Raw genomic sequence first — 21,222 nt, 5'->3', positions numbered from 1 at the left:
TTCTCGTGTTATGGGCCGGTCGGCTTCGCGAGGTGCCAGCCCGACTGGCTGCACCGGCGCGTTGCAATCCTAGCCGTTGGGACGGCCGACACTGGTATAGGCAAAGCCCGCATTGATGGCTTCTTCCAACGTATAGATATTGCGAAGGTCAACCAGGACAGGTGCTTTCATGGTCGATTTCAGACGCTTCAGATCAAGCGCCCGGAACTCGTTCCATTCGGTGATGATCACCAGCACATCAGCACCTTCGGCACAGAAATATGGGCCGGACACGAATTCGACATTCGCGAACAATTTCTCCGCCTCTACCGTACCAGCCGGATCAAAGGCGCGGATCCGCGCGCCGGCCTTCTGCAAAGCCGGAATAATCTCCAGGCTGGGCGCGTCCCGCATGTCGTCAGTGTTCGGTTTGAATGTCACGCCAAGCACCGCAACGGTCTTGCCATCGACATCCCCGCCGCACGCGTCGATGACCTTGTCCGCCATGGCGCGTTTGCGGGCATCATTGACCTCGACGACGGTCTCGATCAGACGCAACGGCGCATCATTCTCTTGCGCCGTCCTGGTCAGGGCCAGGGTATCTTTCGGGAAACAGGAGCCGCCATAGCCGGGACCGGCATGAAGGAATTTGCCGCCAATCCGGTTATCAAGACCAACACCCTTGGCCACCTCCTGCACATTGGCACCAACTTTCTCGCAAAGATCCGCGATCTCATTGATGAAAGTGATCTTCATCGCGAGGAAGGCGTTCGCGGCGTATTTGATCAACTCGGAAGTCCGGCGAGAAGTAAAAATGATCGGCGTCTCGTTGAGGAAGAGCGGACGATAGAGCTCGTTCATCGCGGCCCGTGCTCGATCGTCATCCGTACCGACGACGACACGGTCCGGATGCTTGAAATCATCGATCGCTGCGCCTTCGCGGAGAAACTCCGGATTGGACACGACCGAAAAATCTGCGTCCGGGCGCGTTTCGCGAATAATGCGCTCGACTTCATCACCGGTGCCAACCGGCACAGTCGATTTGGTGACAACCACCGTGTATCCATCCATGACCTCCGCGATTTCCTTTGCGGCGGCGTAGACATAACTCAAATCGGCGAAGCCATCCCCGCGGCGAGAGGGCGTCCCGACCGCGATAAAGACTGCATCGGCGGCCCTGACCGCCTCCTCCAGGTTTTGGGTGAAGGAAAGTCGGTCTTCGCGCACATTGCGCTGAACAAGCAGGTCAAGACCCGGCTCATAGATCGGGATGCCGCCGGCATTGAGCGTTTCAACCTTGCTGGCATCCTTGTCGACACAGACGACCTCATGCCCGAAGTCGGCGAAACAGGCCCCCGACACCAGCCCAACATAACCGGTTCCGATCATTGCGACGCGCATGACTTTTCACTCCCGTTCTGGTCCGGGACGGTATCGCTGACAGGGCCTCATGGCGCAAGGAGAGATTGCCGCGACCACACTTCACTGTTCGGGCACGCACGGGAGGCCTCAAGTCGGCGAATGACGGATCAGCTGCGGGCAGCAGTTTCGATTGCCGCACAGACTTGCTCCACGACAACCCGGATGAGCTTGGGATCGCCTTCCGCCATGACGCGGACAACCGGTTCCGTGCCTGAGGCCCTGACGAGCAGACGCCCGGCGTCGCCCATTTTCTCTTCCGCTGCCGCAATCGCAGCCTTGACACTCTCTGTCTCGAGCGGCGCCTTGCCTTTTTCAACCCGGACATTCTGCAATAATTGCGGGGCGGGCTTGAACACGTTCAACAATTCACTCGCGCGCTTTCCGCTTTCGCCGAGGACCCGCAAAACCTGGAGGGCCGCGATCAAACCATCGCCTGTGGGTGAGTAGTCCGGCATCACGATGTGACCGGAGGCTTCGCCTCCCAGATTGATGCCGGTTTCCCGCATGCGTTCAGAAACATAGCGATCGCCGACCTGAGTTCGCTCGAGGCGGATACCGCGCTGGGAGAGATATTGTTCCAGCCCCAGATTGGACATCACAGTCGCGACGATGGCCGGATGGCGCAATTCACCCACATCCTGCCAGTGCCCGGCCAATAGTGCGAGGATCTGATCGCCGTCAATGACCCGCCCTTTTTCGTCACACAGAAGGACACGATCGCCGTCACCATCCAGTGCAATGCCAAGATCGGCACGGAATTTGACGACCTCTTTTGACAGGCGCGCAGGCGATGTGGAGCCGCACTCCTCGTTGACATTGAATCCGTTGGGCTCGACCCCGATCGGGATGACGTCAGCGCCCAATTCCCACAATGCGGTCGGAGCGACCTTGTAACCTGCCCCGTTGGCGCAATCGACCACCAGGCGAAGATTGGACAGGCTCTGTGTTCGAGGGAAGGAAGACTTGACGATCTCGACATAGCGAGCCTGGGCGTCATCCACACGTTTGGCCCGGCCGAGGTCCGACGGGGAAGCCAGCTCTTCGGACAGGGACCCATCCATCAGATCCTCGATCCGCAGCTCGGTGCGGTCATCCAATTTTCTCCCATCGGGACCGAAGAGCTTGATCCCGTTATCATGATAGGGATTGTGCGAGGCCGTGATCATCACACCGAGGTCCGCTCGCAAAGACCGTGTCATCAGCGCGACCGCTGGCGTGGGCAAGGGACCGAACTGGAACACATCCATGCCAACCGAGGTAAAGCCAGCCACAAGCGCCGACTCGATCATATAGCCGGAGAGGCGCGTGTCCTTGCCGATGACAACCGAATGACGACCGGAATGGCGTACAAAATGGCGTCCGGCTGCCATGCCGAGACGCAGCGCGGTCTCGGCGGTCATTGGAAATGCATTGGTCTGCCCGCGCACGCCATCCGTGCCGAAATACTTCTTTCCCATGGCCTCATCCCCGTCGGTCTTGCTTCGTCCTATATAAGAGATGCTGCCTTACGCGAAGTGAATCGTTGTACTGGACGCTGCAATCCCAATACGCTACCCGATGAGCTGATTCATCAAGGGGATAAGAGATGAAGGCAATTCGGAAAGCCGTGCTGCCGGTGGCGGGGTTGGGGACACGTGTGTTGCCAGCTACCAAGGTGATTCCGAAAGAAATGCTGCCAGTCTTCGACCGGCCGGCCATCCAGTATGTCGTCGATGAGGCGCGGGCTGCCGGCATCGAGCATTTTGTTTTCGTTACGGGCCGGAACAAAGGTGCCATCGAAGACTATTTCGACACTGCCTTCGAACTCGAAGCGACACTCGAAGCCAAGAAGAAGACGGCTATCCTGGAGGAAGTCGCCTGCACCAAGCCAGTTCCCGGTTCCATGAGCTTCGTGCGCCAGCAGGCGCCGCTGGGGCTGGGGCATGCGATCTGGTGCGCACGCGAGATCATCGGCGACGAGCCCTTCGCAATCCTCTTGCCCGATGTGCTGGTGCAGGCCCGTCCAAGCTGCCTCGCCCAAATGGTCGAAACCTATATGGAAACCGGCGGCAATATCATTGCCGTGGAGGCGGTACCGGAAAGCGAGGTCGACAAGTATGGCGTGATCGACCCCGCCTCGCGGGACGGCAATCGCCTGCGCATGAATGGCATGGTCGAAAAACCACCGGTCGGCAAGGCGCCGTCCAATCTCGCCATCACTGGACGCTACATCCTCCAAGGCAAGATATTCGAGTATCTTGCGGATCAGGCGGCCGGTGCCGGAGGCGAAATCCAGCTCACCGATGCCATGGCTCGACTGATGCAAACCCAGGACTTTCACGCCGTTGAATATGACGGCGTGTCGTATGATTGCGGAAGCAAGCTGGGGTATCTGCGGGCCAGCCTCGCCTATGCGCTGAAGGATGGTGCGCTGGGCGATGAGGCGCGTGCCGTAGCGCAGGCCGTCCTCGACGCGGCCGGTTGAGACCAATCCAGGGCATGTTCCACGCGGCGCTGAACGCGGGCGCTCTGATTTGCTGCGTTCGCTAGTTCGCCCGCGCCAGGTTGCCCAGATACTTGCCATAGTCGGAATTGGCATATCGCGTTGATGCGCGCATCAGACACGCTTGGTCGATCCACCCTTTGCGATAGGCAATCTCTTCCAGGCAGGCGATTTGCAAGCCTAGGCGGCGCTCCAGGGAGCGCACGAATTCCGACGCCTCAAGCAAGGCCTGCGGCGTACCCGTATCGAGCCAGGCAATGCCACGCCCCAGGGTCTCCACGCGCAGGAGACCCTTGTCGAGATAGGCGCGATTGACGTCGGTAATCTCCAATTCACCGCGTGCCGACGGCGTGATGCGGGAGGCAATCTCGATCACATCATTGTCGTAGATATAGAGCCCGGTGACGGCGAGATTTGATTTCGGCGCAGCCGGCTTTTCCTCGATGCTGGTCGCGCGACCTTCGTCATCCACCGTCACAACGCCATAACGCTTTGCATTCGTGACGTGATAGCTGAAAATGGTCGCACCATTACTGGCATGGCTGACCGCGTTCATCAGGATTTCAGACAGGCCATTGCCGTAAAACAGATTGTCGCCAAGGATCAGCGCCACACTGTCATCGCCGATGAATTCGGCACCCAGAATGAGGGCCTGTGCGATCCCTTTCGGCTCTGGCTGGATCATATAAGACAAGCGCATGCCGATCTGTGAGCCATCGCCCAGCAAATGCTGGAACCGATCCTGATCATGAGGAGTGGTGATGATCAGAACATCCTGAATCCCGGCCAGCATGAGGCTCGAAAGCGGATAGAAGATCATCGGCTTGTCATAGACAGGCAGGAGCTGTTTCGACGTGCAGTTCGTCAGGGGTGCAAGCCGTGATCCGCTGCCACCAGCGAGAATAATGCCCTTCAAGATCCCGACTCCACTTGCGATTTTTTCTGCGCCAAAACTCTAGCTCCTATGCAACATCCGTGCACCCGTAACAATTCACCTGAACTGCTTGAAGCTCCGGCCCGCCCGCCGCGCTGACAGGCCGCCCGCCAGCCGGCCGAGACAACCTGATGGATCGCAACGGCCGTATCAATGGTCGGAGCTCGCTCAATTACACTGCTACCGAAGCCATTCCGGGATCGTAGCCATCCATCCGCGCTCTCACCTGGCAGCGGGTTTCGCGCTTGTGTCTCTCTTGAGCATCACGGTAGAAGCTCCACAAAGGCGGAAGCCCGTCAACCGGATCGGTCGCAAGGCAGGTAGACGCGCCCTCCGGGATACAGTGAGGGACAGGGATGGCCGAAACGGATTTTGAGATATCGCCGCTGTCGCTGACAGACGCCCGCCTCATCAAACCCCCACGCTTCGGTGATCATCGCGGATATTTCGCTGTTCCGTTCAACCGTGATCAACTCAAGGCGGGTGGTATCGAGGCGGATTTCTGTCAGGACAACCAGTCCCTTTCGCGCGAGGTCAATACGCTGCGCGGCCTGCACTGCCAGATGCCGCCATACGATCAGGCCAAGCTCGTCCGCGTCCTGAACGGTCGCATCACGGACGTGCTGGTCGATGCACGCCGAGGATCGCCGACATTCGGGCAGCACCTCGCCCGCGATCTGGATGCCGAGACCGGATTGCAGGTTTTCGTGCCTCGCGGCTTCCTGCATGGTTTCATCACGCGTGAACCGGATACGGTCGTGCTGTACAAAGTCGACAACGCCTATGCACCGGGATCGGACCGTTCAGTCTCTTGGAATGATCCGGCGCTGGGCATTGACTGGGGGCTGGGAACGACCGAACCCGTCCTGTCGCGCAAGGACAGGGAAGCGGTCAGCTGGACCGAGTTCGATACGCCCTTCAGATATGATGCAGGCTAGGTGGACAAAGCGATGAAGCTACTGATCACGGGTGGATACGGCTTTATCGGATCCACGGTCGTCCGCGAGGCCATCGGACGCGGGCATTCGGTCGTCAATCTCGATGCCATGACCTATGCCGCCAATCCGGACAATCTGGCAGACATGGCCGACAATCGGCTCTACGCCTTTGAGAAAGCCGATATTCGCGATGATCGGGTCCTGGACCGGATTTTCGCTACCCACGAGCCCGATGCCGTCCTGCATCTCGCAGCTGAATCCCATGTCGATCGCTCCATCGACGGTCCGATGGCCTTTGTCGAAACCAATGTCACCGGCACCGTGAAGCTGATGCAGGCCTGTCGGTCCTATCTGTCACAGGCGTCGCAATCCCGCCGGACGAATTTCCGCTTCCTCCATATCTCGACCGATGAGGTTTATGGCTCATTGGGGCCGACCGGTGCATTTACTGAAACCAGCCCCTACCAGCCCAATTCCCCGTATGCGGCCAGCAAGGCCGCGTCTGACATGATGGTGCGTGCCTGGAGTCGTACTTATGGTTTCCCGGCTCTGATTTCGAACTGTTCAAACAATTACGGTCCGTATCAATTCCCCGAAAAACTGATCCCCGTTGCCATTCTGAATGCCCTCGCCGGCAAACCGATTCCGATTTACGGCCGGGGCGAGAATGTCCGTGACTGGTTGCATGTCACCGACCATGCCGACGCGCTCCTGACGCTCCTTGAGCAGGGTCGACTGGGAGAAACCTACAATATCGGTGGCAATGCGGAATTGCGGAATATCGACCTGGTGACCCGGATTTGTGCCGAGCTTGATCAATTGCGACCGGACCAGGCGCCGCACAGCCGCCTGATCAGTTTCGTCCAGGACCGACCCGGGCATGATGCACGCTATGCCATTGATGCCGGCAAGATCGAGTCGGAACTAGGCTGGCGCCCCTCGGTTCGCCTGGAGGACGGAATCCGTGACACTGTCCGCTGGTATGTCGACCACCATGAATGGTGTGAGCATGCCCTGCAGCAGGCTTTCGGTGGCGCACACACGCCGCGATTGGGGCTTTCGGGAACATGACCGCTTGCCGGGTCCTGATAATCGGGCGGTCGGGCCAGCTCGCCCGCGCGCTGGTCCGGGCGGCAGAAACCCGCAATGTCGAGATCGAGCCTGTCGGACGCCCGATGCTTGATCTGGGCGATATCGCCGGAACCCGGTCATGGCTTCGCGGTCGGCTTCAGGCCCCTGATCGTCCCGACATTATCATCAATGCGGCTGCCTTCACCGCGGTGGACGCGGCGGAAAGCCAAGCCGAACAGGCGCACCGGATCAATGCCGAAGCGCCAGCCATGATCGCCGCAGCTTGCGCGAAGGCCGATCTGCCGCTGATCCATGTGTCCACCGACTACGTTTTCTCCGGCGCCAAGCGCGGCGCCTGGGTTGAGGATGACCCCACCCAGCCGCGCTCCGTCTACGGGCGCACCAAATTGGCCGGCGAGGCCGCTGTCGCAAATAGCTGCGAGAAACACCTGATCGTGCGGACATCCTGGCTCTTCTCCGCAACGCCCCCGAATTTCATGACAACCATGATCCGGCTCGCGCGCGAGCGCCGGGAGATTTCAGTCGTCGAAGATCAGATCGGAACGCCAACGCCCGCGGCGGCGCTGGCATCAGCACTGCTCACGATGTCGGGCCGCGCGCAGGACGATTCGGCGCCCTGGGGGCTCTACCATTTCGGAGGCGACACGGTGATGAGCTGGGCCGGGTTCGCCGAGCGTATCCTCGCCACCGCCGGCCTGACCGGATGCGCCATTCGCCCCATCCCCGGTTCGAAATACCCGACTGACGCGGAGCGCCCCGCCTGGTCTGCCCTCAACTCGAGTCGCCTTGCTGCCGCCTTCGGCTGCCCGCCTGCAGATTTCAATGTCGGGCTGGCGGACGCGGTGCGCGAACATCTGGATGCGCACTGACCAAGAAAACCCGATCATCGCGATCCAACCAGGACCACAGGTCAGGGTCGGCGCCAGCCCCGGAACCAGTCCACAAATTTCTTAAGACCCTGATCCAGACCGATGGACGGCGTATACCCATAGTCTGATTCAAGCTTGCTGGTATCCGCGTAGGTCCGCGTCACATCACCCGGCTGCATCGGACACATCACCTTTTCGGCCTCAACCCCGAGATGGCGCTCGAGCGATTGAATCATGTCCATCAACTGCACAGGCGACGACCCTCCGATATTGTAGACAGCATGACGTCCACGAGCCGGAGAATCGGCAAGCACACGGGACAAGGCCTCGATGATGTCGTCGATATAGGTAAAGTCACGCGCCATATCGCCATTGTTGAAGACCTGGATCGGGCGCCCCGCCAGCATGGCGTCGGCAAAAAGCCAGTACGCCATGTCCGGGCGCCCCCACGGCCCGTACACGGTGAAGAAGCGCAATCCGGTGGCCGGAATATCAAAAAGACCACAATAGGCCGCACTCATGAGCTCGTCAGACCGTTTGGTCGCGGCATAGAGCGAAGCCGGAGTCTCAGTGGCATCGGTCTCACGAAACGGGACGGAGGATCGTTCGCCATAGACCGAGCTTGAAGACGCGTAAACGAGGTGTTCAAGCCGATCGCCGAGGCCACGCGCAGCCTCCAGAATCGATAAATGCCCGAGCAGGTTTGAGCGCGCATAGGCAAAAGGCGCGTCCAGCGAATAGCGCACACCAGCTTGCGCGCCGAGGTGAAGAATGCGCTCAGGGCGAACATCCGATACCAGCCGCGTGATCGCGGCATCATCAGCCAGATCCAACTTCTTGAAACGAAAGCCGGGATAACGAGCGAGTTGGTCAAGTCGGGCCTGTTTGAGCGCCGGGTCATAATAGGCGTTCATATTGTCGAGACCGACAATATCCTCGCCCTCCTCCAGCCGTGCCCGGGCGGCGTGAAACCCGATAAAGCCCGCCACTCCTGTCACCAGACTCGTCAAACGCCAGTCTCCCCAAGTCGACGCGTAAAGCGCCGCTCATTTCATTCTGGCCGCACCCTGCCGATACGCCAAGTCAAGCATGCTCTTGAACGAAGGTGTTTTGCCCCAATGGGGGGCTGCGCAACAGCCCCCATAAGCATTGAAAACTCCACAACTTGGCAGGACAGGCGAGCGGGGAGACCCAGTGCGCCTCCCCGCCTTCAACCTAAGCCCAGCCGTCCGCGGCCTCGTCGGACAGAACCAGCATTTGAGCATCGCGGGCGTCGAACACATCCAGGAAGTCGTCGCTTGGCCCGTCTGACTCGAAACCGGCTACGTGCGCGTTGAGGCTCGCGGCCAGTGCCAAGTCAGCTGCTTCCGGCAGAGTCAGAGGCTCCATGACCGGGCCCGACTTTTCCCAAGACTCCGTGATGTCGACATCATTGGCCTTGTCGAAGACCAGCTCCCGCATGACCTGGACAGTCTCGGCATTCTTGTCAAAGGCAAGCCGGGTATTGGCCTCATCTCCGCTCAGTGACTCCAGATATGCGAGGTCGCCATCACTCAGATGCGGGTAGATATGAGGGCCATGATCGCCCTCCTTCACGTCGCTGAGCGAGACCATCTCCGGGCGTCCTCCCTCCTCGCTCCAGACGAAGCGCGGATCGATCGGCGCCAGTTCCGGCATCTTGTCCGTATCGAGACCTTCCTGTCCCGCATTGTCCGGATCACCGAAATACTCCGGATGACTGGACGAGCCATCATAGGTGATTGTCTCGACACTGATCAGCTCGACCACACCGTCCGGCGAGCCCGCACGATTGTCGGTCACAACCGTATTGCCGGAACCGTTGGTCGTGACCGAGTAATCGCCCGCCGCACCCGAGAAGACCGCGGTATCATTACCGCTGCCGCCATCGAAAACATCGGTTCCACCGGAGGCGTAGAACGTATCGGATCCGCCATTGCCGGTCAGCGTGTTGTCGGCATCATTGCCGATGAACACGTCATCACCGCCGCCGCCGATCGCATTCTCGATCACCGTGCCCTTGGCGATGCCCACATTGCCGGTCCGGCCCTGAACGCTGGAATAGGCCTGCTCGCGGAGATCAAGGATCTGGTCTGCGCCTGACCCGGAATAGTCCATCGTGTCTTCACCCCCGGAATCGAAAATGGTGAAGCTGACTGGGTTGGAGAACGCAGTCGCGTCGAAAATCGTGTTCCCGGCCGTTGAGTTATAGCCATAGACCGTATCGCCCGTCCGCGTTGTGGTAGAGGCTCCATACATATCGTGAACAGCAATGATGTCAGCGACTTGCGGCCCGATCACATAGCCGAATGACGCATTCACATAGGTATTCTCATTCTGTGAGAAATACGACATCACCGAGCCTTGCCAGGAGTCATTGAGATAGATCGCGTCTACCGCATAATCGGCGGAGCCATCATACGGCCCGCCATGGCCCAGACCGAGTGCGTGGCCAATTTCGTGGATGTAGGTCTGGAAGGAGTAGCCATCGAGGTTACTGCCGTAAGTATCAAGCCAATCCGTCCCGACATTGACGCTTGCCGCAGTGATAAAGCCGCCTGAGGTCGAATCCGGCCCCGCAAAAGCACCCTCCTCCTCATCATCAAAAGTGATTTCGCCACCGACCGAAACTTCATTGAAGGTGATGCCGGTCACATCGGTCCATAACTGCAGCGCTGCCCGCGCGAGGGTTTGGCCTGCCAAGGTGAGCCCGGTGATGTTGACCGAGATCGAATCTCCGGTCGACCGGTCCCATTGAAGCCCCCCGAAGCCATTGGCATTCAGATAGTCACCAATTTCCTGGTAGTTCCACGCGCTCAGCGGGTCCACATGGTGGAATTCAAACGTGTATTCCCCGGTTCGCTCATCGTCGGACCCGCCATCCCAGGAATCGACCTCGATATAATAGGTTCCCGAGGTTTCCGCGGTGAAGGCCAAACGGCTGTCGCGGATCGAACCGAGCGAGATGTCATCATTCTCGGCGATCAAGTTCCCGGACGCGTCGAAGAGGCGGATATAGGGATCCTCGACTTCCTCGGCGCCGGTGCCTGTCAGGTTGAACTCATAGCGTTGACCGGCCACCAGTTCGACCCGGATCCAGTCTTCATCGCCGGCGGTCTCCAGATTGCCGACATAGGAGCCACCCGAAACCATGCTGATTTCAGTCGTGTCGTTGTCCGGGACCTCGGCCGCATCCGTAATGTCATCGACACTGACCGTGACCGACAGATCATTGGTCGCCGAGCCGTCGCTGGCGGTGACGACGAACTCGTAGTTTCCGTCACCATTGCTATCGCCTGGCGCTTCCGCGTCCGGGGCCGTATTGAACGTCACTTCACCGGTGGAGGTGTCAATCGAGAACAGGCCCGCATCGGTTCCGGAGATCGAGTAGGAAACACTGTCGCCTTGCGGATCGGACGCCACCGCAACATAGGCAGAGGTCTGGTTTTCAGACACTGACTGACTTGCGGCGGACGAGAAGACCGGTGCGTTTGACTCGTCGACATTGGTGACGGTGATAGCAACCGCCTGCGTGTCGGTGAGTGAGCCATCAGACGCGATGACCGTGAAATCATAGACATTGTCTGCGCCATTGTCCGCCGGGCTCTCGAAGTCCGGCGGCGAGAGGAACCTGACAGCACCTGTCGTCGCATTGATCTGGAACAGGGCGGCATCAGTCCCGGTGATCGTGTAGGTGATGGCGTCACCTTCCGCGTCGGTTGCAGCTGCCGTGTATACTGTGCCGGCGTTATTTTCCGCGGTGGAGGCGCTCGCCGCCGATGTAATCACAGGCGCGACATCGTTCACATTGGTCACGGTTATGGCGACGCTTTCCGTATCGGACAGGACGCCGTCAGATGCGGTTACGGTAATGTCATAGATATTGTCGCCACCATTGTCGGTCGGCGCTTCATAATCGGGCGGTGCGACGAAACTGACAGCGCCGGTGCCGGCGTCGACCGTGAACAGCGCCGCATCAGCGCCACCGATCGAATAGGTGATGCCGTCGCCATCACCGTCCGTCGCGATAATTGTATAGGCAACACCCGCGCCATTTTCCGCAAAATTGGTTGCCGAGGCAGAGGTGATCACCGGTGCCGCGTTCACATTGGTGACGCTCACGGTCAAGCTCTGACTCGTCGTGCTCGATCCATCCGATGCCTGGATCGTCAGCTCGTACACATTATCGCCATTGCCATCGCCGGGATTTTCGAAATCGGGCGCTGCAACAAAGCGAAGCTCGCCAGTTGCGGCATCAATCTGGAACAAGGCCCCGTCACCGCCACTGGCAATGGAATAGGTCAGGGTGTCGCCATCCCCATCTGTGGCGGCCGCCGTGTAAAAACTGCCCGCTGTATCCTCCGCCACAGAATCGGTCGCGGCTGACGTGAAAACCGGAGCGAATTCATTGAGATTGGTCACTGTAACGGAGACGCCCTGGGTCGCTGTGTTCGTTCCGTCCGAGGCTCGCACCGTGATCTCGTATACATTGTCGCCATCGCTATCGAGAGGCGCCTCATAGTCAGGCGGGGCGATGAAACTCACCGCGCCCGTACCGGCATCAATCGTGAACAGGGCCGCATCGGCTCCTGTCAAAGAATAGGAAAGGGCCGCGCCCTCCGGGTCGGACGCTGTCGCCGTGTACACTGTTCCGGAAGAGTTCTCGGCGACCGAAGCGGAGGCGCCAGACGAAATCGAAGGTGCTTCATTGACATCATTGACGGTTACCGAGACCGTCTGCGTTGTGGATGCCGTGCCATCATTGGCCCGGATATCAACTTCGTAGACGTTATCGCCATTGCCATCTGCCGGTGCCTCGAAATCCGGCGCGGCGATGAAGCTCAGCTCGCCCGTACCGGAATCGATCGAGAACAATGCGCTATCGCCCCCCGTACCGAGCGAATAGGTAATCGTATCATTGTCCGGATCTGTTGCCGTCGCCGTATAGACCACGTCAGTGCCATTTTCGTCGTAACTCGCGGTGGTAGCGGAAGTGAAGGACGCCGGCCCCTCTTCAACCGGATTGACCGTAATCGCGACATCCTGCGTGACGTCATTGGTGCCATCCGAAGCGGTGATGGTGATGTCATAGACATTGTCGCCATCGGCATCCGCCGGGTTTTCATGGTCGGGCGCGGCAAGGAAGGTGACGGCACCGGTGCTGGCATCAATCGCGAACAGGGCCGCATCGGTGCCACTCAGGCTGTAGGTGAGGGACGCGCCCTCGGGATCCGTCGCCGTTGCTGTGTAAACTGTGCCGGAGCTGTTTTCATCAACTGCCGCACTCGCCGACGAGGTGATCGTCGGGCTCTCGTCCACATCCCCGACGCTGATGGTCACGGTTTGATCGGTTGTATTGACCCCATCCGAGGCACGGATCGTGATTTCATAATCATTGTCGGAACCGGAATCGCCCGGATTCTCGAAATCCGGTGGCGCATTGAAGGTGACGGCACCGGTCGTGCCATTGATGGAGAACAGGCCCGCATCGGCACCGCCCGCAATCGAGAAGGTGACCGTATTGCCATCCGCGTCTGTCGCGGTTGCCGTATAGACAGTGCCCGTTGTGTTTTCATCGACATCCGCGGTCGTCGCGGAGCTGAAAACAGGCGGGTTAGTGTTCGTCGGAGGTGGAGGCGTCGTTGTGCCACCACCGCCGCCACCGCCGCCGCCCGCCGCAGCTCCCAGCAACCCGGCACCGCCAAGGACGCCCAGGATGGCACCGCCGCCACCGCCCGCTGCCGCTGTAGCGCTGGCGCCCATCAGCGCATTGGCCTCAAGCGCAGCGTCGGCGAGGTAAACCACACCATCCACGACACTGACATTTTCCGCCGCGATCAGGACGGTTCGGCCATCGGTCATCACGAGCTCGACGGAACCGTCAGCCCCCATCGCAACACGCGAAACACCATCAACCTCAGAAATCGGCGAATATCCGTCCGGGGCTCCTGTCGCATTGTCCTGCGCCTGAGCCCCACCCGCCAAGAGTACCGCTCCGCTGGTGGCCATCGCCGTCGTCAGCAATGCATTTCGGGCAAGATTGCCCCGGCTTGTCTTTTTCATGGCAGGCATAGTGATCTCTCCCGACGATCTAGTGTTTCGCAGCTCGAACCCGCGAGACAGCAACGGTGCTGCGCCTGGTTCGTCCACAATGGTCATTCACCAAGACCAATTACGGCCCGGCACCCCAGCTTCCGTCCCGACAGTGTCGGATTGTGCCCGGCGTACCGGCGAAGCATCACAGAATTTCCCGATCACCACAGAGTGGCGATACACTAAAGTTGACCGCCGCCCGGATGCGGTCAAGGCGTCTCGCGGACGCCACGATCACGCGGTCGCGGCATCCGATCGGTTAGACTCATCAGCTCCAGACGCTGGCGCAGCAGCGAAAAGCGGGCACTGATCACATCCAGTTCCGCGCGCTCATATCCCAGGCGCGCATCAATCAGGTCGGGTAACGTCCCGAGGCCGAACTCGAATTCGCCCGAAATGGCGTCAAAATACTCAAACTGTGACCGCGCAACGGCTTCTCGGCGAATGAGCTGGGCTTGCAACGATATCGTCCGACGAAACGCGATCTCTGCCTGCTCGCGCAGTTCGCGCTGCAGGCTGCGAAGGCCGCTTTCTTCCTGCTCCATCCGCGCTATCGCGCGCTCGTTCCGCGCTTGCAGCGCCTCACCGGTATAGAGCGGCATCGAGAGGTCCACGCCGATCCGGTCCCGTGCATCCCATGTTTCGCTAAAGTCGTCATAGACATAGGAGGCAATACCGACCGCCTCGACGACCGGAAGGCGGCCGCGGCGGGCTCTCTCACGCTGGGCATCCAGAACACGCACGGCTTCCGCTTGAGCCGCGAGTCCGGGATTTTGGGACAAGGTCATATCCACGGCATCATTGATGCTCGCAATGCCCCGAAGCGCCCGCTCAAGGTCTTCGCCGGCGGCCTCGGCATCACAAAACGCGTCCGGGGCATAGCCGGTATACTCGCGAATTCGCGTCGCAGCGCGATCGCGCATGAAACGAAGCTCCAGCACATCGGCCTCGGCCTGCGCCACCTGGGCGGCAATCTGGGCATTGTCCGCTCGCGTGGCACCGCCGGTCGACAACAGGGCTTCGACTGACGCGCGCTGGCGTTCAAAATACGCCCGTCGATCGACGATCACATCCATCATGGCCTCGGCTTCCAGATGCGTAAGATACGCGTCTGCCAACCGTCCAGATGCAGCACTCTCCTGGGCCCGCAGCTCAAACGTCCGCTGCTCGATCGTGCTGTTCGCCGCCTCCATCGCGTAGCGGGAATCGCCGAAATCCCATAAACGCTGGGATATGCGCAAGCCGACCTGGTTCTCGATCTGGCTACCGGTCAGCCCGCTATCCCCGGACGCACTACGGCCAAAGGTAGAAACCTGAGGCAAACGCAAGGATTCGGCTTCGCGGTAATCCGCGGCAGCTTCATCCTGGCGGGCCAGGGCACCGTCGATTTCCGGTGCGCGCTCGGCGGCAATTTGCAGGGCGTGAACAAAGGAAAGACATTCGGCTGACGGAGACTGCGCCTGTAGCGGCGATGACATGATTGCCAGCCCGACCCCGGCCGAAAGGGCTGCATTATGCAGAGTGGGGAAGACGCGGCTCATCGTCATGGAGTCACCCGGTCCGCGCGCCGCGGAAGAGCGACTCGCTGATCGGTTCGAGGAGATAGTCCAGCGTGGTCCGGCTCGAACCAGAGAAGATAAAGACTTCAACCGGCATGCCGGGGATCACGTCCAGCTCACCGAGCCGTGCCGCCTGATCGGCCGGAATGCGGATTCGGACCTCGTAATAGGAAGCGCCAGTATTCTGATCTGTCTTCAGGTCCGCGCTCACGCTGATCACCTCGCCGTCAAGGCGCGGCGTCATCCAGCTCTTGTAAGCCGTGACGCGTGTACGGACGGCCTGGCCTTCATAGACGGCAGCGCGATCCGCTGGCTGAATACGCACCGAAGCCGTCATTTCGCCGGATGCAGGCACGATCTCGAGAATGGCTTCGCCCGGGCGAACAACGCCCCCACGCGTCGCAAAGCGCAGATTGAGGACTTCGCCGCCCTGCGGCGCCAGAACGACAGACCGGTTGAGTACATCCTGAGCGGCGGACAGGCGCTCGGTCGCCTGCTCGAGCTGGCTGCGAACCTCGAGCTGATCCGCGGACACCTGGCGCAGGAATGCCGCTTCAGTCTGTGCGATCTGCCCGGTCAGATCCTCCTCGAGTGTCGCCGCCTGCTGTGCTTCCGTCCGCAATCGGGAGATATCCGCCTCCAGCGTGGCGACATCGCGTTCCATCCCGCGCAATTCATCGAGCCGCGCCATCTGACGCTCATAGCGCTCGCGCATCAGGGAGAGCTGATCTTCGGCAGCCGAGAGCACGCGCCGGGTGACATTTATTTGCTGGGCGTGTAGCTGCCGCGAGGCTTGGGCTCCGTCTCGGCGAGCGGTCAGAACTGTGAGATCGGCCCGGAAGGATTGGGTTTGCTGGCGGAATAGATCACTCTGGCGCGTCACGACCGCTTCGCGCTGAGCCGCAGTCAGTTCGAGCGCATCGAGGGGCGAAAAGTCCGGCTCGTTGCGCCCGTCGCGCAATGCGGCAAGGCGCTGTTGGGAGCCGGTCAGGGTGGCGATCTCCTGAAGCAATTCATCGCGGACCGCCTCAGACGCCGTCTCCTGCAAGGTCAGCAAGGGCTCGCCCGCTTCTACCCTGTCACCGTCACGCACCAGCAATTCCTGGATAATTCCGCCCTCAAGGTGCTGCACAACCTGGCGGTCATTCTCGACCACGATCTGTCCGGCCGCCGGCACGCCTTCGGCCAGCGGCGCGAAGCCGGCCCAGGCGAGGAAACCGCCAAGCCCAACAAGACAGACCAACGCTGAACGGCGCACAAAGCGATCGCCCATCACGCCCGCCCCTTGGTTCCGGTCTGCCATCAGGCGGCCCCTCCGCGACCGGCTGCCTGCCCACCCGCGCCGGGCCCGGTTGCCAGCTTCAGGAATTGCGCCGCCGGCGCCGCCATGACATCGCCGTTACGGACGAGAAGTACCGTTTTGGCGCGTTCAATGACGCGCCGATCGTGGGTCGCCGCAAGAATGATGGCACCGCGGTCGGCGGTCTGACGCAGGGCATTGATCAGGCCCGGCGCGGCTGCGGCATCAAGATTGGCCGTCGGCTCATCGAGCAGGAGCAAGACCGGATCGCCATACAGCGCCCGCGCCAGACCAATCACCTGGCGTTGTCCGGCGGACAAGTGGGTACCGCCCGGTCCGACACGCGTGTCATAGCCCTCCGGCAGGGCAAGGATTGTCTCATGGGCACCTGCAGCGCGCGCCGCGGCAATAATGGCGTCGGTATCCGCTTCGCCGAGGCGCGCGATATTGTCACCGACCGTCGCTGGCAGGAGTTCAACATCCTGAGGGACATAACCGACATGCCGGCCGCGATCGGGGCCGGGCCAGTCGTGAAGATTTCGCCCGCCCAGGCTAATGGTCCCAGAGCCGGGCTGCCAGGCTCCGGCCAGGGTCTGAAGCAGGGTCGTTTTGCCCGCCCCGTTCCCACCGGTCACGGCAATCAATTGCCCGCCGCTGGCGCTCCAGCTGAAAGGCCGGATTTGTGGGCCTTCGGCACCGGGAACTGTGACCGAAAGGCGGTCCAGCTTGAGGTCCGGTTCCGGGCGCGGAAGCGGGGTATATTGTGGCTCCGCTTCAGCGCCATCCAGTCGCTCCATCAGCCCTTTCCACGCTGACCAGGTCTGAATGGTGTTGCGCCAGCCGCCCACGATTTGGTCGATCGGCCCCAATGTCCGGGCCAGAATGATTGAGGAGGCCACAATGGCGCCGGGTGAGATTTGCTGGCTCAAGGCCAACGCGGCCCCGCCGCCCAAAACACCAATCTGCAAAACCTGTCGGGTTGATCGAGAGATTGCAGAAAACTTGCCGTCTTGCTTGGCGGCATCCAGCGAGAAACCCTGACCGGCCTCCTGGGTTGCGCGCCAGCGTCGATAGGCGGCCGGCACAAGGCCCATCGCCGCCATAGCCGAGCGCTGACGCTCAAGGCCGGTGGCGAAATCGCCAGCATTTCGCAAGGCGCCCTGGGAGAACTGCCCGGCCTGGCGCGTGGTGAGCTCGGCCGTGACCGCCACGGCAAACACGACGATAGCGCCGACGAGGCCGATGGCGCCGAGAACCGGATGGATCAAGAAGAGCACGACCAGGAAAAGCGGCGCGAATGGGAGATCCGCGAACGGCATAAGACTACCGGACTGAAGGGCGGTCTGTATGCGCTGCACAGACCCGAGGTCTCGCGCAAGATTTGGCTGCCCCGAATCCGACTCAAACCGCGAGAAGGCGAGCGGAATCAGCAAGGAGTCCAGCTCCTGCCCGGCAAGCGCACTCACGCGCCGCCGCCCGGCTTCTGCTGCGCCGTAGATTCCGAGCAGAAAGACGGCCAACACTGACAGCCAGATCAATGTATCGATCGAGCCCGAGGAGAGCACGCGATCATAGACCTGGAGCATATAGAGCGGCGAAACCAGGAGCAGGATGTTCGAGGCAAGCGAAAATCCGGCCAGCGCCGTAATGTACGGGCGCAAGCGCTGCCTGACCTGCAAGGCAAGGGGTTCCTGCATCTTTACTCCCACTCAGGCGGCAAGCCGACACATCTGCACCTTTCGGGTGCAGTCCGGATCACCACTCCTCCGCTTCGGAAGATAGCGCCCGAACCATGATTTCGCCAGTGCCGACGCGGGTTTGTGTACAGGAATTGAGCGCTATTTGAGCCCGACTCTTAGCAAGTCGTGCAAATGCAGGATCCCGATCGGCCGCCGGTTGCCGTCAACAATGAAGAGCTGGATGATCTTCGGCTCTCCCGCCGTCATCAGGCGCAGCGCGTCCGCGGCCAGCATGCCAGCTTCGCCTGTACGCGGATTCGCGGTCATCACATCACCCGCCTGCTGGTGCACCAGGTCGGCACCCATATGCCGACGCAAATCACCATCGGTGATTATTCCGGCGAGCTTGCCATTCTCGTCAATAATCCCTGCGCAGCCAAAACTCTTGGTCGTCATCTCGATCAGGACTTCACTCATTCGGGCCTTGGCGCCAATCAATGGCACCGCCTCACCGTCATGCATGATGTCGCCCACGCTGGCGAGCGCAGCGCCGAGCGCTCCACCCGGATGGAAGGTCTTGAAATCGGAAGCGGTAAAGCCGCGCGCCTCCAGCAGGGCAACTGCCAGGGCATCCCCAAGCGCCATCATTAGCGTGGTGGACGTCGTCGGAGCCCGGGTTTCGCCGCAAGCTTCCGGGGCGGCCGGAATGAAGAGCCGATAATCACCGGCGCGGCCCAGCGTGCTGTCCGGCTGAGCGGTCATCGCGATCAGAGGCACGCCGAAGCGGCGGCAATAGGCGATCAAATCGCCCAACTCCTTCGTCTCGCCCGACTTGGACAGGGCTAGAACCGCATCGCTGGTTGCGATCATGCCAAGATCGCCGTGGCTGGCTTCGGTCGGATGAACATAATAGGCCGGCGTTCCGGTGGAGGCGAGCGTGGCCGCGATCTTGCGCGCAACATGACCGGACTTGCCGACCCCGGCGCAGATGAGACGTCCTTCGAGCCGGCTGAGGCGCTCGATCGTCTCCGCGAAATCTGACCCGATGGATTGCTCGAGCGCGACCATGCCGTCTCGTTCGGTTGCAATGACACGGCGGGCGGATTGCACGGGATCATTGTTGGACATGCCGTCTCCTCTCGGTCGAGCCGCTCGCTCAAAGTAAGGCGACGCCGGATCACGAGACCCCATACCAGAACCGCGCACGTCCGGGGAAGAGACGTGCGCGGCTAGTGCGGCAGGATGCGAGCTGGCCCTTGGGGGACGGTGAAGAGCCTCACATCGGGTCGCCGCTCATCGGGGCGGATAAGTGATGCCTTGGGTGTGGGTTCTTGAGAGAACCAGGCTCGCCCCGGAAGCTTTACTCGTTTTATAACACAACCTGATCGCGAAGCCTAAGCAAAATCTTGAACCTGTGGCCTCGCTGGCGAGCGCCTTGCCCCACGAACGCTACCGGGCTATCGCTGCGCGAACGGGGTCAAACTAGGAGGCGACTCATGCCGCAACTCGCCCTCATCCGGCACGGCCAGAGCGAATGGAATTTGCAGAACCGTTTCACCGGCTGGGTGGATGTCGACCTGACCGATGAGGGGGTCGCGCAAGCGAAGCGCGCCGGCGACCTGCTGGCCGAGTCCGGCTTCAAGCCCGAGCACGCTTTTGTCTCCGTGCTCAAGCGCGCCATCAAAACCCTCAACTTCACGCTTGAAGGGCTTGATCGCCTGTGGATCCCGGTAGAAAAGTCCTGGCGACTCAATGAGCGCCATTACGGCGCGCTCGCGGGGCTCGACAAGGATGAAACCCGGGCCAAGCATGGTGACGAGCAGGTCAAGATATGGCGCCGGTCCTTCGACACGCCGCCACCGCCGCTGGCCAAGGACCACGCCTATCACCCACTCAACGACAATCGCTATGCGAATGTCCCACAGGATCTTCTGCCGGCCTCGGAATCCCTGAAGTCAACGCTGGATCGGGTCGAGCCCTACTGGACTTCCGACATCCTGCCGCGCCTGCAACAGGGCGAGTCCCTGGTGGTGGCCGCGCATGGCAACAGCCTGCGAGCCCTCGTCAAACTCCTGTTCAAGGTGTCCGATCCGGACATTATGGAAATCGAGGTTCCGACGGGCAACCCGCTCCTGATTGACCTCGAGGATGATAACCTGACCATCATCGCGGCTCGCTACCTCGATCCGGATCGCGCCAAAGCCCTGCCACCCATCCCGGACGCATGAGCCCGGTCGACGACCGGCGCTATATGGATTTGGCACTGGCCCTGGCGCAGGCTCAGCAGGGCCGCACCGCGCCTAATCCCGCCGTGGGCTGTGTCCTGGTCAAGGCGGGTCGCATCCTCGCCACCGGATCGACCCGAAATGGTGGACGCCCGCACGCCGAGCGCGTTGCGCTGGACAAGGCGGGTGATGCAGCACGCGGCGCTACCGCCTATGTAACGCTGGAGCCCTGTGCCCATCACGGACAAACGCCGCCCTGCGCTCAGGGTCTGATCGATGCTGGCATAACGCGTGTTGTCATCGCCTGCGGGGACGATTTTCCAGAAGTCTCGGGCAAGGGTGTGGCAATGCTCAAAGCCGCCGCAATCGCGACTGAAGTCGGACTTCGCGAAGCCGATGCCCGCGCGCTGTATGTCGGCTTCTTCCAACGGCTTGAAACAGGCCTTCCGCAGGTCCGGGTCGATGACCGGGTGCAGGGGTATGACGCCGTGCTTGAGGCGCTCACCCCCGAAGCGGCGGAAAAGGAGGTCCGGGCCCATGGCCGCGCCGGGTTGAACCGCATCCGGATCGCCCCCGACCACCCCCTTGCCGAACGCGACTGGCGGCCGCCCGGACCCGCTTGACAGCACACT

15 protein-coding genes are annotated in these 21,222 nt (G+C 61.0%); 6 read left to right on the top strand and 9 right to left on the bottom strand.

Features of this window, described 5'->3' with window-relative positions; translation table 11 throughout:
- Nucleotides 1–69 precede the first annotated feature (69 nt).
- Nucleotides 70–1,380 (bottom strand): UDP-glucose/GDP-mannose dehydrogenase family protein, encoded by a 1,311-nt coding sequence (locus Q0X62_RS05700; RefSeq protein WP_297732618.1) that lies wholly within the window; start codon nucleotides 1,378–1,380, stop codon nucleotides 70–72.
- A 128-nt stretch (nucleotides 1,381–1,508) separates the two neighbouring features.
- Nucleotides 1,509–2,858, bottom strand: coding sequence for a phosphoglucosamine mutase (gene glmM / locus Q0X62_RS05695; RefSeq protein ID WP_297732616.1), 1,350 nt, complete (start codon nucleotides 2,856–2,858; stop codon nucleotides 1,509–1,511).
- Nucleotides 2,859–2,986: 128 nt separating this feature from the next.
- Between glmM and galU the strand changes: the two genes are divergently transcribed.
- Entirely contained in the window at nucleotides 2,987–3,865 is an 879-nt protein-coding gene (gene galU, locus Q0X62_RS05690; RefSeq protein WP_297732614.1) for a UTP--glucose-1-phosphate uridylyltransferase GalU, read from the top strand.
- A gap of 61 nt (nucleotides 3,866–3,926) precedes the next feature.
- On the opposite strand, the gene rfbA is transcribed toward galU, so the two are convergent.
- Nucleotides 3,927–4,799 (bottom strand): glucose-1-phosphate thymidylyltransferase RfbA, encoded by an 873-nt coding sequence (rfbA, locus tag Q0X62_RS05685; RefSeq protein WP_297732612.1) that lies wholly within the window; start codon nucleotides 4,797–4,799, stop codon nucleotides 3,927–3,929.
- Between the two features lie 374 nt (nucleotides 4,800–5,173).
- Between rfbA and rfbC the strand changes: the two genes are divergently transcribed.
- The 3 genes from rfbC to rfbD are packed head-to-tail and all read left to right on the top strand — an operon-like array spanning nucleotide 5,174 to nucleotide 7,716.
- Nucleotides 5,174–5,755, top strand: coding sequence for a dTDP-4-dehydrorhamnose 3,5-epimerase (gene rfbC / locus Q0X62_RS05680; RefSeq protein WP_297732610.1), 582 nt, complete (start codon nucleotides 5,174–5,176; stop codon nucleotides 5,753–5,755).
- Between the two features lie 12 nt (nucleotides 5,756–5,767).
- Nucleotides 5,768–6,826, top strand: coding sequence for a dTDP-glucose 4,6-dehydratase (gene rfbB / locus Q0X62_RS05675; RefSeq protein WP_297732608.1), 1,059 nt, complete (start codon nucleotides 5,768–5,770; stop codon nucleotides 6,824–6,826).
- Nucleotides 6,823–7,716: a dTDP-4-dehydrorhamnose reductase gene (gene rfbD / locus Q0X62_RS05670; RefSeq protein WP_297732606.1), complete on the top strand. Its 894-nt coding sequence runs from the start codon at nucleotides 6,823–6,825 to the stop codon at nucleotides 7,714–7,716. Before rfbB ends, rfbD begins: the two co-directional genes overlap by 4 nt.
- A gap of 41 nt (nucleotides 7,717–7,757) precedes the next feature.
- Here rfbD and Q0X62_RS05665 read toward each other — a convergent pair whose 3' ends face one another.
- The 6 genes from Q0X62_RS05665 to Q0X62_RS05640 all read right to left on the bottom strand — a co-directional run bounded on the left by Q0X62_RS05665 (nucleotide 7,758) and on the right by Q0X62_RS05640 (nucleotide 19,493).
- Complete coding sequence (locus tag Q0X62_RS05665; protein ID WP_297732604.1) at nucleotides 7,758–8,726, bottom strand: GDP-mannose 4,6-dehydratase; 969 nt, start codon at nucleotides 8,724–8,726, stop codon at nucleotides 7,758–7,760.
- Nucleotides 8,727–8,931: 205 nt separating this feature from the next.
- Nucleotides 8,932–13,797 (bottom strand): cadherin domain-containing protein, encoded by a 4,866-nt coding sequence (locus Q0X62_RS05660; RefSeq protein WP_297732602.1) that lies wholly within the window; start codon nucleotides 13,795–13,797, stop codon nucleotides 8,932–8,934.
- A 239-nt stretch (nucleotides 13,798–14,036) separates the two neighbouring features.
- Nucleotides 14,037–15,374 carry a TolC family protein gene (locus Q0X62_RS05655; protein WP_297732600.1) on the bottom strand — a complete coding sequence of 446 codons (1,338 nt, stop codon included), beginning with the start codon at nucleotides 15,372–15,374 and terminating at the stop codon, nucleotides 14,037–14,039.
- A gap of 4 nt (nucleotides 15,375–15,378) precedes the next feature.
- The gene (locus Q0X62_RS05650) at nucleotides 15,379–16,689 is read right to left on the bottom strand and encodes an HlyD family type I secretion periplasmic adaptor subunit (protein ID WP_297732598.1); all 1,311 of its coding nucleotides are present in this window, start codon (nucleotides 16,687–16,689) and stop codon (nucleotides 15,379–15,381) included.
- Nucleotides 16,689–18,383, bottom strand: a complete 1,695-nt coding sequence (locus Q0X62_RS05645) for an ATP-binding cassette domain-containing protein (RefSeq protein WP_297732596.1) — start codon at nucleotides 18,381–18,383, stop codon at nucleotides 16,689–16,691. Before Q0X62_RS05645 ends, Q0X62_RS05650 begins: the two co-directional genes overlap by 1 nt.
- A gap of 141 nt (nucleotides 18,384–18,524) precedes the next feature.
- Nucleotides 18,525–19,493 (bottom strand): KpsF/GutQ family sugar-phosphate isomerase, encoded by a 969-nt coding sequence (locus Q0X62_RS05640; protein ID WP_297732594.1) that lies wholly within the window; start codon nucleotides 19,491–19,493, stop codon nucleotides 18,525–18,527.
- 368 nt (nucleotides 19,494–19,861) lie between these two features.
- Here Q0X62_RS05640 and gpmA point away from each other — a divergent pair, with 368 nt between their 5' ends.
- Both gpmA and ribD read left to right on the top strand, forming a co-directional pair.
- A complete protein-coding gene (gene gpmA / locus Q0X62_RS05635; RefSeq protein WP_297732592.1) occupies nucleotides 19,862–20,593 on the top strand; it encodes a 2,3-diphosphoglycerate-dependent phosphoglycerate mutase in 732 nt (243 codons plus the stop codon).
- Nucleotides 20,590–21,213 carry a bifunctional diaminohydroxyphosphoribosylaminopyrimidine deaminase/5-amino-6-(5-phosphoribosylamino)uracil reductase RibD gene (ribD, locus tag Q0X62_RS05630; protein ID WP_297732590.1) on the top strand — a complete coding sequence of 208 codons (624 nt, stop codon included), beginning with the start codon at nucleotides 20,590–20,592 and terminating at the stop codon, nucleotides 21,211–21,213. The genes gpmA and ribD overlap by 4 nt, the downstream gene beginning before the upstream one ends.
- Nucleotides 21,214–21,222: the final 9 nt, after the last annotated feature.

Source organism: uncultured Maricaulis sp., from assembly GCF_947259345.1.
Classification (GTDB): domain Bacteria; phylum Pseudomonadota; class Alphaproteobacteria; order Caulobacterales; family Maricaulaceae; genus Maricaulis.
The sequence above is the reverse complement of the archived record's forward strand: the minus strand, read 5'-3'. Positions and strand labels throughout refer to the sequence as shown.

Excerpts from the sequence above, each read along its gene's own strand:
- Q0X62_RS05700 (WP_297732618.1), bottom strand. The coding sequence starts at position 1,380 with ATGCGCGTCGCAATGATCGGAACCGGTTATGTTGGGCTGGTGTCGGGG.
- glmM (WP_297732616.1), bottom strand. The coding sequence starts at position 2,858 with ATGGGAAAGAAGTATTTCGGCACGGATGGCGTGCGCGGGCAGACCAAT.
- galU (WP_297732614.1), top strand. The coding sequence starts at position 2,987 with ATGAAGGCAATTCGGAAAGCCGTGCTGCCGGTGGCGGGGTTGGGGACA.
- rfbC (WP_297732610.1), top strand. The coding sequence starts at position 5,174 with ATGGCCGAAACGGATTTTGAGATATCGCCGCTGTCGCTGACAGACGCC.
- rfbB (WP_297732608.1), top strand. The coding sequence starts at position 5,768 with ATGAAGCTACTGATCACGGGTGGATACGGCTTTATCGGATCCACGGTC.
- rfbD (WP_297732606.1), top strand. The coding sequence starts at position 6,823 with ATGACCGCTTGCCGGGTCCTGATAATCGGGCGGTCGGGCCAGCTCGCC.
- Q0X62_RS05660 (WP_297732602.1), bottom strand. The coding sequence starts at position 13,797 with ATGAAAAAGACAAGCCGGGGCAATCTTGCCCGAAATGCATTGCTGACG.
- Q0X62_RS05655 (WP_297732600.1), bottom strand. The coding sequence starts at position 15,374 with ATGACGATGAGCCGCGTCTTCCCCACTCTGCATAATGCAGCCCTTTCG.
- Q0X62_RS05650 (WP_297732598.1), bottom strand. The coding sequence starts at position 16,689 with ATGGCAGACCGGAACCAAGGGGCGGGCGTGATGGGCGATCGCTTTGTG.
- Q0X62_RS05645 (WP_297732596.1), bottom strand. The coding sequence starts at position 18,383 with ATGCAGGAACCCCTTGCCTTGCAGGTCAGGCAGCGCTTGCGCCCGTAC.
- Q0X62_RS05640 (WP_297732594.1), bottom strand. The coding sequence starts at position 19,493 with ATGTCCAACAATGATCCCGTGCAATCCGCCCGCCGTGTCATTGCAACC.
- gpmA (WP_297732592.1), top strand. The coding sequence starts at position 19,862 with ATGCCGCAACTCGCCCTCATCCGGCACGGCCAGAGCGAATGGAATTTG.
- ribD (WP_297732590.1), top strand. The coding sequence starts at position 20,590 with ATGAGCCCGGTCGACGACCGGCGCTATATGGATTTGGCACTGGCCCTG.